This is a genomic window from Nonomuraea sp. NPDC050478, assembly GCF_044458265.1.
Taxonomy (GTDB): Bacteria; Actinomycetota; Actinomycetes; order Streptosporangiales; family Streptosporangiaceae; genus Nonomuraea; species Nonomuraea ferruginea.
In genome coordinates this window covers 714836-728350 of record NZ_JBITHT010000002.1, presented here as the reverse complement: position 1 = coordinate 728350, position 13515 = coordinate 714836, and the positions used below count along the sequence as shown (strand labels likewise).

The 13515-nt window shown below is 71.8% G+C and carries 11 protein-coding genes; 9 read left to right on the top strand and 2 right to left on the bottom strand.

The genetic code is table 11. From position 1 onward, the window contains the following. Nucleotides 1-4 precede the first annotated feature (4 nt). From ACIBF7_RS11370 to ACIBF7_RS11355, 4 genes are read left to right on the top strand one after another with little or no spacing between them, the layout of a single operon-like run. Nucleotides 5-1573: an ABC transporter permease subunit gene (locus tag ACIBF7_RS11370; protein ID WP_271280180.1), complete on the top strand. Its 1569-nt coding sequence runs from the start codon at nt 5-7 to the stop codon at nt 1571-1573. Then, complete coding sequence (locus ACIBF7_RS11365) at nt 1570-2409, top strand: sugar ABC transporter permease (RefSeq protein WP_222709008.1); 840 nt, start codon at nt 1570-1572, stop codon at nt 2407-2409. Before ACIBF7_RS11370 ends, ACIBF7_RS11365 begins: the two co-directional genes overlap by 4 nt. A 3-nt stretch (nt 2410-2412) precedes the next feature. Continuing rightward, nucleotides 2413-4203 carry a glycoside hydrolase family 13 protein gene (locus tag ACIBF7_RS11360; RefSeq protein WP_345482620.1) on the top strand — a complete coding sequence of 597 codons (1791 nt, stop codon included), beginning with the start codon at nt 2413-2415 and terminating at the stop codon, nt 4201-4203. Nucleotides 4204-4255: 52 nt separating this feature from the next. After that, nucleotides 4256-5512, top strand: coding sequence for a right-handed parallel beta-helix repeat-containing protein (locus tag ACIBF7_RS11355; protein ID WP_261808640.1), 1257 nt, complete (start codon nt 4256-4258; stop codon nt 5510-5512). Between the two features lie 2 nt (nt 5513-5514). Here the strand turns inward: ACIBF7_RS11355 and ACIBF7_RS11350 are convergent, their stop codons facing one another. Next, nucleotides 5515-6072 (bottom strand): hypothetical protein, encoded by a 558-nt coding sequence (locus tag ACIBF7_RS11350; RefSeq protein ID WP_148032436.1) that lies wholly within the window; start codon nt 6070-6072, stop codon nt 5515-5517. A gap of 177 nt (nt 6073-6249) precedes the next feature. Here ACIBF7_RS11350 and ACIBF7_RS11345 point away from each other — a divergent pair, with 177 nt between their 5' ends. From ACIBF7_RS11345 to ACIBF7_RS11330, 4 genes are all read left to right on the top strand, one after another. Continuing rightward, the gene (locus ACIBF7_RS11345; protein WP_271279748.1) at nt 6250-6414 is read left to right on the top strand and encodes a hypothetical protein; all 165 of its coding nucleotides are present in this window, start codon (nt 6250-6252) and stop codon (nt 6412-6414) included. Nucleotides 6415-6696: 282 nt separating this feature from the next. After that, the gene (locus tag ACIBF7_RS11340) at nt 6697-7299 is read left to right on the top strand and encodes an amino acid-binding protein (RefSeq protein ID WP_187281236.1); all 603 of its coding nucleotides are present in this window, start codon (nt 6697-6699) and stop codon (nt 7297-7299) included. A gap of 249 nt (nt 7300-7548) precedes the next feature. Beyond that, nucleotides 7549-8766 (top strand): acyltransferase, encoded by a 1218-nt coding sequence (locus tag ACIBF7_RS11335; RefSeq protein WP_261808638.1) that lies wholly within the window; start codon nt 7549-7551, stop codon nt 8764-8766. 487 nt (nt 8767-9253) lie between these two features. Continuing rightward, nucleotides 9254-10438: a hypothetical protein gene (locus tag ACIBF7_RS11330; protein WP_148032433.1), complete on the top strand. Its 1185-nt coding sequence runs from the start codon at nt 9254-9256 to the stop codon at nt 10436-10438. Between the two features lie 84 nt (nt 10439-10522). On the opposite strand, the gene ACIBF7_RS11325 is transcribed toward ACIBF7_RS11330, so the two are convergent. Then, nucleotides 10523-11806: an ABC transporter ATP-binding protein gene (locus tag ACIBF7_RS11325; RefSeq protein ID WP_271279751.1), complete on the bottom strand. Its 1284-nt coding sequence runs from the start codon at nt 11804-11806 to the stop codon at nt 10523-10525. Nucleotides 11807-12035: 229 nt separating this feature from the next. Between ACIBF7_RS11325 and ACIBF7_RS11320 the strand changes: the two genes are divergently transcribed. Then, entirely contained in the window at nt 12036-13505 is a 1470-nt protein-coding gene (locus ACIBF7_RS11320; RefSeq protein WP_148032431.1) for a glycoside hydrolase family 13 protein, read from the top strand. The last annotated feature ends 10 nt before the right edge of the window (nt 13506-13515 follow it).

Here is a 13515-nt window from a genome sequence, read left to right as displayed (position 1 = left end):
CCCCATGTCGCCCGACGTGCGCGAGACCGCGGAGGCGTCACAGGCTCCGCGGCCCCGCCGCAACATCACCACCGCCTTCGTGGTGAGCAGGATCGCGGTGCTCGCCGTCGCCGCCGCGATCCTGCTCTACGCCGCGCCGCCGCTGGTCGCCACCGGGTCGTGGATCGGGCTGGCCGTGCTGCTCGGGGCCACCGCCGTCATCGGCTACCTCTACCTGACCCGGCGGTACGTCCCGGCCAAGTATCTCGTCCCCGGCACCGTCTTCCTCATCGCCTTCCAGGTGTTCCCGGTGCTCTACACGGTGACCACCGCCTTCACCAACTTCGGCGACGGCCACCGCGGTGACAAGGCGGCGGCGATCACCGCCATCGAGCGCGGCTCCGTACGGCAGGCGCCCGGCTCGCCCGAGTACCAGCTCACCACCGCGCTGCGCGGCGGCGAACTGGTGTTCCTGCTCGTCGACCCCGCCACCAAGCAGGTCCGGCTCGGCGACGCGGGCGGGCTGTCGCCGCTGCCCGGCGCCGAGGTCGGCGTCACCGGCAAGGTGTTGCGCGCGCCCGGCGTCACCGTGCTGACCGCGCCGCAGGCCGCCGCCCGCGGCGAGGAGATCGCCGCGCTGACCGTGCCCACCGACGGCGGGGCCATCAAGGCCAACGGGCTCAGCCGCGCCGTCGAGGGCAGGGCGGCGCTCGTCTACGACGCGGGCTGCGACTGCATGCGGGGCGAGGGCGGCCCGTGGCGCGCCGACGGGTCGCAGGGCTACTTCGTCAACGCCGCCGGCGAGCACCTGGCCCAGGGCTGGCAGGTCAACGTCGGCCTGGCCAACTTCGCCAGGGTGCTGACCAACCCCACGATCTCCGGCTACTTCCTCGGCGTGTTCGGCTGGAACGCGGTCTTCGCGCTGGCCTCCGTAGCCGGCACGTTCGGGCTCGGCATGGCCGTCGCGCTGGCCCTGCACCACCCGCGCATGCGCGGCACCAAGGCCTACCGGATCGCGCTCATCCTGCCGTACGCCATGCCGTCGTTCGCGATGCTGCTGGTCTGGCGTGACATGTTCAACCGCGACTTCGGGCTGGTCAACCAGATGCTCGGGCTGAACGTGGACTGGCTCGGCGAGGTGACCACCGCCCGGCTCGCCGTCGTCCTGGTCAACCTGTGGCTGGGCTTCCCGTACATGTTCCTGGTGACGACCGGGGCCCTGCAGGCGATCCCGCGGGAGCTGACCGAGGCCGCCGCCATCGACGGGGCCACCCCGTGGAAGGCGTTCCGGCGGGTGACGCTGCCGCTGCTGCTGGTGGCGCTGACGCCGCTGCTCATCTCGTCGTTCGCGTACAACTTCAACAACTTCAACGCCATCCAGCTCACCACCGAGGGCGGGCCGTTCCCGCCGGAGAACCCGCAGGTGGGGGGCACCGACCTGCTCATCACCTACACGTTCAGGCTGGCCTTCGGCACCGGCGGCGCGCAGTTCGGCTTCGCGGCCGCGATCTCGGTGTTCATCTTCGCCATCGTGGCGATCGTCTCTGCCGTGGCGTTCCGCCGTACCCGCAAGCAGGAGGAGGTGTACGCGTGAAGCTGGCGCTCAGGCACGCGTTCGTGCTCGCCGTGTGCGCGTTCGCGATCTTCCCCATCCTGTTCGTCGTCTCGGCGGCGATCAACCCGCTGGGCACCCTCGCCTCGACCGAGCTGCTGCCGACCGGAGCCGGCCTGGACAACTTCGGCGAGCTGATGACCTCGGACGTCTACCCGTTCGGCCGGTGGTTCTTCAACTCGGTGTTCATCGCGCTGCTGTCGTCGTTCGCCAGCCTGCTGCTGTCGATGTTCGCCGCCTACGCCTTCAGCCGGATGCGCTTCGCCGGGCGCCGGGTCGGGCTGCTGGCGCTGCTGCTCATCCAGATGTTCCCGCAGTTCCTGGCCATCGTGACGATCTTCATGATCTTCACCAGGGTGACCGAGCTGTACCCGGCGTTCGGCTTCGACACCGTGTGGGGGCTCATGCTGCTCTACCTGGGCGGCGCGCTCGGCGTGAACACCTGGCTGATGAAGGGCTTCCTGGACACCGTGCCGAAGGAGCTCGACGAGGCCGCCACCGTGGACGGCGCCACGCACGCGCAGGTCTTCTGGAAGGTCATCATGCCGCTGGTCACGCCGATCCTCGCGGTCACCGCGCTGCTGGCGTTCATCACCACCATGAGCGAGTTCCTCATGGCGAACGTCTTCCTGCGCGACCCGGAGAGCAAGACGCTCGCCGTGGGCATGTACGGGATGATCGCCGGCGACCGGCGCAACGAGAACTTCGGCATGTTCGCCGCCGCCACGCTGCTCACCGCGATCCCGACCGTCAGCGTCTTCCTCTGGCTGCAGAAGTACATCGTCTCCGGACTCACCTCCGGCGCCGTCAAGGGGTGACTCATGCGCTTCCTGGATCTGCCGCACCACGACGGCTCCCCGCTGTACGTCTCCACGCAGGCGCCCGAGCCCGGCGCCCCGGTGACGCTCTGGCTGCGCGCCCCGCGCGCCGCCGGGGTCACCGCCGCGCACGTGCGCGCCGTCCACGACGGCGAGCCGCGCTACGCCCGCGCCGCGCCCGACCCCGCCAGGACCGGCCGCCCCGTCGGCGGGTACGGTGCCGGCGACGACTGGTGGCGGGCCGAGGTCACCCCGGTGAACCCGGTCACCCGCTACCGCTTCCTGCTGGAGACCACCGGCGGCCAGGCGTGGCTGACCGCCGCCGGGCTGTTCGCGCACGACCTGCCCGACTCCGGGGACTTCCGCCTGGTCTGCCACGAGCCGCCCCCCGCGTGGATGGCCGGCTCGATCGTCTACCAGATCTTCCCCGACCGGTTCGCCCGCTCGGGCCCCATGCCGGACCCGGCCCCGGCATGGGCGCTGCCCCGCGACTGGGACCGCGACCCGGTCATCCCCAGCGGCCCCGGCACCGCGGAGCAGTTCTACGGCGGCGACCTCGACGGCGTCGTCCGCCACCTCGGCCACATCGAGAGCCTCGGCGCCGACACCGTCTACCTGACCCCGATCTTCCCGGCCCGCTCCAACCACCGCTACGACGCCGCCGACTTCGACCGCGTCGACCCGCTGCTCGGCGGCGACGCCGCGCTGCGCCGGCTGGCGGACGCGCTGCACGGGCGCGGCATGCGGCTGCTCGGCGACATCACCGCCAACCACACCGGCGACGCCCACGCCTGGTTCACCGCCGCCGTCTCCGACGTGCGCGCCCCCGAACGGGACATGTACTACTTCGACCCCGACACCGGCGACTACGAGTCCTGGTGGGGCTTCAAGTCGCTGCCCAAGCTCAACTGGGGCAGCCCGCTCGTCCGCGACCGCATGCGCCAGGTGCTCACCCGCTGGACCGGGCCGTTCGACGGCTGGCGGGTGGACGTGGCCAACATGACCGGCCGGTTCGGCGCCGACGACCACAACCACGAGGCCGCGGCCCTGCTGCGCCGCGCCCTGCCGCCCGGCGCCGCGTTCGTCGCCGAGCACAACCACGACGCCTCGTCCGACCTGGACCGCGACGGCTGGCACGGCACGATGAACTACGGCGGCTTCACCCGCCCCGTCTGGTCCTGGCTGCGCGCCGGCACGCTCGGCCTGGAGCACTTCCTCGGCGTGCCCGGCGGCGTTCCCCGCCGCGACGGCCTCGCCGCCCTGGCCACGCTGCGGTCCTTCGCCTCGCACATGTCGTGGCGCTCGCTCGTGCACTCCTGGCAGCTGCTCGACTCGCACGACACGCCGCGGATCCGCACCGTCACCGGCTCGCGCGAGCGCCACCTCGTCGCGCTCGGCCTGCAGGCCACGCTGCCCGGCACGCCCATGGTGTTCGCCGGCAGCGAGTTCGGCCTCACCGGCGTCAACGGCGAGCACTCCCGCACCCCCATGCCCTGGAACCGCCCCGCAGACCGGGACCCGGCCACCCTCGCCGCCTACCGCGACCTGCTCGGCCTGCGCCGCCGCGAGCCCGCGCTGCGCCACGGCGGGCTGCGCTGGCTGCACGCCGACGCCGACTGCCTGGTGTTCGCGCGCGAGACGTACGAGGAGACGCTGCTCGTGTGCGCCCGCCGCGCGCCGGGGGCTCCGCTGGCCCTGCCCGCCCGCGCCGACCTCGTCCATAACGGCGGCGACACGAATGACGGAACAGGTGATGGACCGTCGCTGTCCGTGTGGCGGGTCATCGGCCGATGACGCTACGGTTGGGGCCGCCCCGTCAGAGTTGATCGAGTTATAGGTGTGCCCGATGAGGTTGCTGTCCGTGGCCGTCCTGGCTTCGCTCCTGCCCGCCCTGCCGCTGCCGGCCCAGGCGGCCGCCCACGCCGGCACCACCTACTACGTGGACTCCAAGGCGGGTGACGACGCCGCCGACGGCACCGCCGCCGACCGGGCGTGGCGGTCGCTCGACGCGGTCAACGCCGCCGACCTCAAGCCCGGCGACACCGTCGCCGTCAAGCGCGGCAGCAGCTTCACCGGCTCGCTCGTACTCGCCGCGAAGGGCACCGCCCGCTCGCCCATCACCGTCAAGGCCTACGGCAAGGGCGCGCTGCCCAGGATCGGCGGCAGGGACGCCAACTGCGTGGTCGTCGCCGGCGACCACTGGCGCATCAGCGGCCTGCGCGCCAGCAACTGCGCCTGGGCGGGGTTCGAGATCAAGGGCGACCACAACGTGCTGTCCAAGGTGCAGGCCGACCGCAACGTGACCGGCGCGACCGTCACCCCCAGCGGGTCCCGCAACACGATCAAGGACAGCACCTTCACCAGGAACAACCGGATGAGCGTCAACGACAAGGGCGGCGACAACGACTCCGGCGCCTTCGGCATCCTGCTCAACGGCGACGACAACCTCGTCACCGGCAACACGATCACCGGCAGCCACGCCAAGAGCTACGACTACGGCGTCGACGGCGCCGCCATCGAGATCTTCGGCGGCAACCGCAACCGGATCACCCACAACCGCACCCACGACAACAACACCTTCAGCGAGCTCGGCGCCAAGAAGGGCGACACCGCCACGGGCAACGTGTTCGCCTTCAACGTCGTCACCTCCTCGCTGAAGACCGGCTCCTTCCTCGTCACCCGCGGCGCCCGCCACGTCGTGGGCCCGGTCAAGGGCACCACGGCCGTGCACAACTCCGTCTACATGCCGGCCCGCGACACCATCGGCTGGTCCTGCCACGACGGCTGCTCCCCGTCGATCCTGAAGCTGCGCAACAACGTCATCGTGGTGGGCGGCACGGCCGGCTACGAGGACGCCAAGGGCGCCGACGAGGCGAGCAGCGTCTATAAGGCGCGCAAGGCCGAGTTCAAGCTCGGCTCCGGCTCCGTCATGGCCGACCCGCGCTTCGTCTCGCGGACCAACCTGCGCCTGGCGCCCTCGTCGCCGGCCCGTGGCCGCGCGGTCCGCCTCGGCCCGTCGTGGTTCGGCGGCGCCGCGCTGGCCAAGGACATCACCGGCAAGCCGCTGCCCTCCTCCACCCGCCACGCGGGCGCCTACCAGTAACGTCAGCCGATGCCGTAACGGCTCGACATCCAGTCGTAGACCTGGCGGGCGGCGGGCTCGTCGCCGCCCAGCAAGGTGATCAGCCTGCCGGTGCGGCGGGTCAGCACGCACGCGAAGCTCTCCGCGAACAGCTCCGACACGTCCTGCCGGTACGGCGACTCCAGCCGGGGCCGGCGCAGCGCGTGCAGGAAGGTCCACCAGCGGTCGGCCGAGGGCCGGCCGTCGGAGTGGTCGATGGCGTGGCCCAGCTCGTGACCGCACACGTTGACCGACGGCGAGGGTACGCTGCCGACCGCGATGCGGCGCAGGACCGGGTCGTAGACGCCGGCGCTCCGCTCCCACGTGCCCTCCTGCTGCGGCAGCGGGATGGCGCGCAGCTTCTCGAAGGCCGGCAGGTCAGGAACGGAGCCGGGGCCCACCACCAGGCCGCCGTCGAGGTGGTCGGCCAGGCGGGCGCCCAGGGCGCGCGGCACCGCCGCGAGCGTCATGACGGCCACGAGTGACTCCGGCGGCGGCAGCGTCCCCGGCTCCCACATCCGCGTCAGCCTGTGCTCCAGCACGCCGACATGCAGCCATCCAGGCCATCCTCTGCGCCTCACCGTACCGCGCTCTCTGCAACCGTTCTCAGGCCACCCTCGTGACCGAGATCAATGATTACCTATCCGCGACCCTGTGGTGGTGTCGAAACGGGCGCGATCCGCACGACGCTTCCTGTGAAAGCGACGAGAGAGAGACCCATGGGCTGGAAGATCGAAGTCGTCCCCATCCCCGTCGCCGACGTGGAGAAGGCCAAGGGGTCCTACAGCGAGCGGCTGGGGTTCACCGTGGACCACGACTCGCGGGTGAACGAGGAGACGCGGGTGGTCCGGCTGACGCCGCCCGGCTCGGGCTGCTCCATGTGAGCGCGGTCAAGCACTACGAGCGGGACGGCACGCTCGCCGAAGGGCGGGGCGGCCGATGGAACTCGTGTTCTTCGACGACCTCGACGGCGACGGCCGGGTGCTGCAGGAGCGCGCCTGACGGCGGCTTGGCGCAATACGCGGTCAGTCTTGCCCGGTTCTTGGCGGCGTGAACCGGTATGGAAGCTGCATGCTGGGATTAAGCGCAGCAAGCGTGACATATCCGTGGAACATGCCGGAAACCTCTCCGCGGCACTGTGAAAGCCTCGGAAAAGGGGAGGGGCAATGCTGCTGCGACTGAGGGTGTCGCTAGCCGACCGGCCGGGAGGGCTCGGCCAGGTCGCCAAGGTGCTGGGCACGCTGGGCGCCGACATCCTCCAGGTCACCGTGCTCGAACGTGAGATGGGCAGGGCGGTGGACGACTTCGTGGTGTCCTGGCCGGGCCCGGCGGGCGCGGACGAGGTGCGGGAGCGGTTCTCCGCCGTGCCAGGCGTGCGGGTGGAGGGCGTGTGGCCGACCCGCGAGGTCCCCGGCTCCGCGCCCGACTACGACCTGCTCATGCACGTGGCCGCCGAGCCGTCGCGCGGCCTCGCCACGCTGGTGGACGCGCTGCCCGGCCTGTGCGGCGCGGAATGGTCGGTGGCCTATGCCGGCGGCTCGGTGGTCCACAGCTCCATCGCCGCGCCCGAACTCGTCGACCTGCCCGAGCCGCCGCCGCGCGCCGCCACGCTGGACGGCGAGAAGGTGCGGCTCATGCTGCTGCCCATGACCGCGTACCAGCTGCACCTGCTCGTGGCCCGGGCCGACGGGCCCGGGTTCCACCGCGCCGAGCTGGAACGGGCCGTGCGCATCGTGGACGTCGTCTCCGCCCTGGCCGCCCGCGTCTGACCGCCCGTACGCCCGCGGGCCCGTCCACACGCTCCGGACGGCCCTCCGGCACCGTCCACCCACCGCTGACGCGGATCCGGAAGTCGGACGGTCCTCCGCCACCGACCACCCCGCCTTTTCGTCCACCCACCGCTGAGGCGGACCCGGTAGTTCGTCCGGGATGGGAAGACTGTGGCTTTAGGGAGAAGATTTCGGGGTTGTTGTTGATCGCCGAGCATTTCTCCTATGGGTACGGGTAGGTTTGGGCGGGTGTCAGAAGCCTCCGCTCCGGCCCAGCCACGCCTGGCGTGGCTGGACGCGCTGCGTGGCATCGGCGCGCTGGCCGTGGTCGCCGAGCACATGACCCCGTGGTTCCTGCCTTCCGTGCGCCCGCAGTGGTTCCATCTCGGCGTGTACGGGATCTTCGTGTTCTTCCTGGTCAGCGGCTACATCATCCCGGCGTCGCTGGAGCGCCACGGCGACGTGCGCACGTTCTGGCTCAGCCGCGTGTTCCGCCTCTACCCGCTCTTCCTGGCCGTCGGCCTGCTGGTGGTCGCGCTCCACTGGTGGGTGCCGGTCCGCGAGGCGGTCGAGCGCGACTGGGCGTCGGTCGCCGGCCACGCCACCATGCTGCTCGACGTCGTGGACGTGGCCGGGGTCGCCGACACCATGTGGACGCTCTCGTACGAGATGGTGTTCTACCTGATGGTCACGGCGCTGTTCATGGTCCGGCTGCACCACCGCAGCGGGCTGCTGGCGATGCTGTTCGCGGCCGGGGCGGTGGCGACCGGGGTGCTGATGACGCGGGGGGTGCTGACCGGCGGCTGGGTCGCGTACGTGTCGTGCGCGGTGTTCGTGACCGGCCTCGTCTGCCTGATCACCGGGCGGTTCCGCCGGACGGCCGCGGCCGTGCTGGGCGTGATGGCGCTGACGCTGCTGGTGCTGGGCAGCCGGGTGCCATGGGTGGGGGTGGCGGTGCTGGCGCTGATGTTCGCCGGCACCGCGATCTACCGCTGGGAGCGGGGCGAGGGCCGGTTGTGGCCGGTGGCGGTCACGCTCGTGGCGGTCGCCTGCGTGCCGTTCTGGGCGATCATGGCCGGGTGGTGGTGGGTCCAGCCCGACATCTGGATCACCACGATCGTGCTCGTGGCCGCCACGTTCGCGGCGGGTATGGCGCTGCGCGGGCGGCGGGTGCCCCGGGTGCTCGTCTGGCTGGGGCTCGTCAGCTACTCGCTCTATCTGGTGCACCACCCGCTGCTGAGGTACTTCACCTGGGTGTCCGGCGACCTCCGGGCGGAGCCGCTGCCCTACCAGCTCGCCATGACGGCGCTGGCGCTGACGATGGTGGTGCTGGTGAGCGCGTTCACGTACCGCTTCGTGGAGCGGCCCATGCAGGAGCTGGGCCGGCGGATCGCGCGGTCGAGGTCGTCCACCGTTCCAGCGCGGGGGCCAGCAGAGGATGCCTCAGCAACGTCCGCCGCACGATAGGGTCCTCCGTCATCAGGAACGCCAGGTGGCGGACCGCGTGCGCGGCCACGTGGGCCACCTCCACCCGCTCCGGCGAGGGCCGGGCGGGAGCCGCGCCCATGGCGAGCTCCAGCCGGGGCAGCGCGACGGCGGGCAGCCACGGCGCGGGGTCGGGGCACACCGCGTAGGTGAGCACGATCTCGCCGCCCGGCAGGTGGCGCCAGCTCGTGGAGTGGACGACGGTGAGCGGGTCGCCGGCGGAGATCCCGCAGGCGCGGCGCGCGGCCTCGTCGGGGCTCTCGCCGGGCTCCGGACGCGTCTCGGCGCGCCGGTAAGCCCACGAACTGTCGGCGTCCGCCCTTAGCATGAGCGTCTCGACCCAGACCACGTGTCTTCCCGTCACCGTCCGCAGCTTACTGCCAATCATACGCAATAACGTAAATCCCGCATGTGTGTCGCCTCTCTTGCGGTAGTGGTCGGGAGGCGGACGACGGAAGGGGGAGGGCCCATGCCCGGCTTGCTCGTGCTGATGGGATCGGGAGAGACGAGCCCGACCATGGTGGAGGTGCACCGCGCCGCCGCGCGCCGACTGCGGCCGGGGGCGCGGGCCGTGCTGCTCGACACGCCGTACGCGTTCCAGGAGAACGCGGCCGACATCTCCGCGCGCGCCCGCCGCTACTTCGCCCGCAGTGTCGGCCTGGACGTCGAGGTGGCGCCCGGCGTCGCCGGCGCCGACTGGGTGTTCTCCGGGCCGGGCAGCCCCACCTACGCGCTCGACCGCTGGACCCACTCCGGCGTGGCCGGAGACCTGCGGGCCAGGGTGCGGGCGCGGTCCGGGGTGACCGTGCTCGCCTCCGCCGCCGCCTGCACGGCCGGCCTGGCGACGGTGCCGGTGTACGAGATCTACAAGGTCGGCGCCGAGCCCTGCTGGCGCGAGGGCATCGACCTGCTGGAGCCGCTCGGGCTGCACGCCGTGCTGATCCCCCACTTCGACAACGCCGAGGGCGGCACCCACGACACCCGCTACTGCTACCTGGGGGAGCGGCGGCTGTCGCGGATGGAGCGCGAGCTGCCGCCGGGCACCGCCGTGCTCGGCGTCGACGAGCACACCGCGCTCGTCATCGACCTGGAGACGGAGGCCGTCGAGGTGGCGGGCCGCGGCGGCGTCACGGTCCGGCTGCCCGGCTCGGTCACCGTGCTGCCCGCGGGCACCCGCACCGGGCTCGCCGAGCTGCGCCGCCTCGCCGAGGGCGGCGCCGGCACGCCCGTCCCGGCCCCGCCGCCGGCGGTCCGGCAGGCCGGGGTGACGCTGGAGGAGACCATGAGTGCCGCCGAGCGCGCCTTCGCCGCGGCGGTGGCCGCGCCCGACCTGGCGGCGGCCGCCCGCGCGGTGCTGGAGCTGGAGGCCGGGATCGTCTCCTGGGCGGCCGACACCGAGGAAGACGCGGGCGGCGTCGACCAGGCCAGAGAGCTGATGCGGCTGCTGATCGCCCGGCTCGGCGAGCAGGCGGCCACGGCGGGCGTCCACACCGTCATGGGCCCGCTCCTGGCGCTCCGCGGCGAGCTGCGCGCCCAGGGCCGCTACGAGGTGGCCGACGCGCTGCGCGAGGCCCTGCTGGAGGGCGGCGTGCTGGTGGAAGACACCCCCGACGGCCCGCGCTGGTCGGTCGTGCCCCCGCCGCGCCCCCGGTGAGCCATCGCGGGATCGAACCCCGGGGCGCGCGGGCGCGTACCTGTCTGCGAGGGCTCCGGCGAGGGAGGCGGCGACGTGCGGTGTCTAGCGGCGCGGCTTGTCGATGCGGGCGCCGTCGGGGGTGAAGATCATCAACCGGCTCATGTCCACGCCCACCTTGGCCGCGTCGCCCGTACGCCACACCGGGCGGTTGCCCAGCCGGACCGTCAGGTCGGCGCGGCGGTGCACGCCGTTGCCGACGTTCTGGCCGACCTGCTCCTGTTCCTGCGGCTCCTCCTCCCGCTGCGGGAACATGCGCCGCATCAGCGCGCCGATCCCGCCCGAGGCGGCGTGATGGCCGTTGCGCCCCTCGCGCGGGTCCGGCGGCTCGGGCACCGGCACGGCCGGCACCCCGCACTCGATGTAGGCCATCCACTCGTGGCCGTGATACTCCAGCGTGCGCACCCGCCCGTAGAAGGCCGGTCCGTCGTACGACTCCGGCACCGGCGCCAGCCCGTCCGGCCGCATGCCGACCAGCACCTGCCCGCCGGTGTGCTGCGAGATCGCGTACGCGCGCGGGTCGCTCCACGGGATGGACAGCCGGTGCGGGCCGAAGTCGAGCAGGACGAACTGGTTCTGCGGCGTGTGCACGTTGGCCGAGAGCAGGTTGAGCTGCTGGGAGTTGAGGAACGCGGCGACGAAGGCGGTCGCTGGATCGTTGTAAATCTGGGCCGGAGTGCCGACGTCCTGCAGCACGCCGCGGTTCAGGATCGCGATGCGGTCGGCCAGCGTCAGCGCCTCCACCTGGTCGTGCGTCACGTAGATGGTGGTGATGCCGAGCGACCTGACCAGCGCGGAGATCTCCATGCGCAACTCGGTCCGCATCCCCGCGTCCAGGTTCGACAGCGGCTCGTCCATCAGGAACAGCTTGGGCTGCCTGACGATCGCGCGGCCCATGGCCACCCGCTGGCGCTGGCCGCCGGAGAGCGTTCCCGGCCGCCGCTCCAGGGTCTCGTCGATGTGCAGGGCCTTGGACAACTCGGTGACGCGGTCGCGCACCATCTGCGGGTCCGCCTTGGCGATCTCCAGGGGGAAGGCGATGTTGCCGCGCACGGTCCGGTGCGGGTAGAGCGCGCCGCTCTGGAACACCATGGCCACGTCGCGGTCGCGGGGGGCCACGTGGTTGGCGAGCTGGCCGTCGAGCCAGAGCTCGCCCTCGGTGATGTCCTCAAGGCCGGCGATCATGCGCAGCAGTGTGGACTTGCCGCAACCGGACGGGCCGAGGAGGACGAGGAACTCGCCGTCCTCGGCCCTAAGGCTCAGCTTGTCGACCGCCAGGTAATCACCTGGATACACCTTGGTCACGTTGTCGAGAACGACTGAGCTCATGGGCCCACACCTTGCGCGCGTGTCACCTGTGACGGGGACGGATTGAAGAGGTAGTACATCGCGCATTAACACTGCATGTCCACCCTTGACATAAAAGTTCTGCTGATACCTGGTTTCGGTCGAGAGTTTTGGGGTGCCTTACGCCGTTATTTCCGAAATGTGTTACTTGGAAGGGCTTGCGAAAACTTGCGGTAAGGTCTTTCAATGGTCGGGACTCAGGGGGTGGCTTATGGCGACGTGGTGGCGGGACGCCGCGATCTACCAGGTGTACGTGCGTAGTTTCGCCGACGGCGACGGCGACGGGGTCGGCGACCTGATAGGCGTCCGTGATCGCCTGCCCTACCTCGCCGCGCTCGGCGTGGACGCGATCTGGCTGACGCCCTTCTACCCCTCGCCGATGGCCGACTTCGGCTACGACGTCGCCGACTACCGCGACGTCGACCCGCTCTTCGGCACGCTCGGCGACGCCAAGGCGCTGATCGACGAGTCACACGGGCTCGGCCTGCGGGTGATCGTCGACATCGTGCCCAACCACACCTCCGACCAGCACCCCTGGTTCCAGGAGGCGCTGCGCGGGGCCAACCGCGACCGCTACGTCTTCCGTGACCGGCCCAACGACTGGGAGTCCATCTTCGGCGGCCCGGCCTGGACCCAGGTCGCCGACGGCCAGTGGTACCTCCACCTGTTCGACCCCTCCCAGCCCGACCTCAACTGGGAGCATCCCGAGGTGCGGGCCGAGTTCGAGTCGATCCTGCGCTTCTGGCTCGACCTGGGCGTCGACGGCTTCCGGATCGACGTGGCGCACGGCATGGTCAAACCGGCCGGCCTGCCCGACATCGGTCACTCCGGGCAGACCCGGCTCATCGGCAACGACGTGGTGCCGTACTTCGACAACGACGGCGTGCACGAGATCCACCGGTCGTGGCGGCGCATCCTCGACTCGTACCCGGGGGAGCGGATCGGCGTGGCCGAGGCCTGGGCGCCCACCCCCGAGCGCCTGGCCCTCTACGTGCGGCCGGACGAGCTGCACCAGGCGTTCAACTTCCACTACCTGTTCGCCCCCTGGGAGGCTCAGGCGCTGCGCGAGGTGATCGACAGCTCGCTCGCCACCGCCGCCTCGGTCGGCGCGCCGACCACCTGGGTGCTGTCCAACCACGACGTCAAGCGCCACGTCACCCGCTACGGCAGCCTGGCCAGGGCCCGCGCCGCCGCCCTGCTCACGCTCGCCCTGCCCGGCTCCGCCTACATCTACCAGGGCGACGAGCTGGGCCTGCCCGAGGTGCTCGACCTGCCGGAGGAGGTCCTGCGCGACCCGCAGCGGCTGCGCGACCCCGACAGCGGCCGCGACGGCTGCCGGGTGCCGCTGCCCTGGACGCGCGACCTCGGCTGGCGTGAGCCGTGGCTGCCCATCCCCGCCGCGTGGGCCGGGCTCAGCGTGGAGGCCCAGCAGGGCGTGCCCGGCTCCACCCTGGAGCTCTACCGGGAGGCGCTCCGGCTGCGCCGCTCCTTCGACGGCGACCTGACCTGGCACGACTCTCCCGAGGGGACCCTCGTGCTGTCGCGGGGCGACCTGCTGTGCACCGTCAACCTGACAGGGTCACCGGTCGGCTTCGCCGTCGACGGCGACCTCCTCCTGGCCTCGGACGAGCCCGGCGCGCCCGATTCGGCGGCCTGGTGGAGAATGAGGCATCCGGCCTGACGGGTTCCCG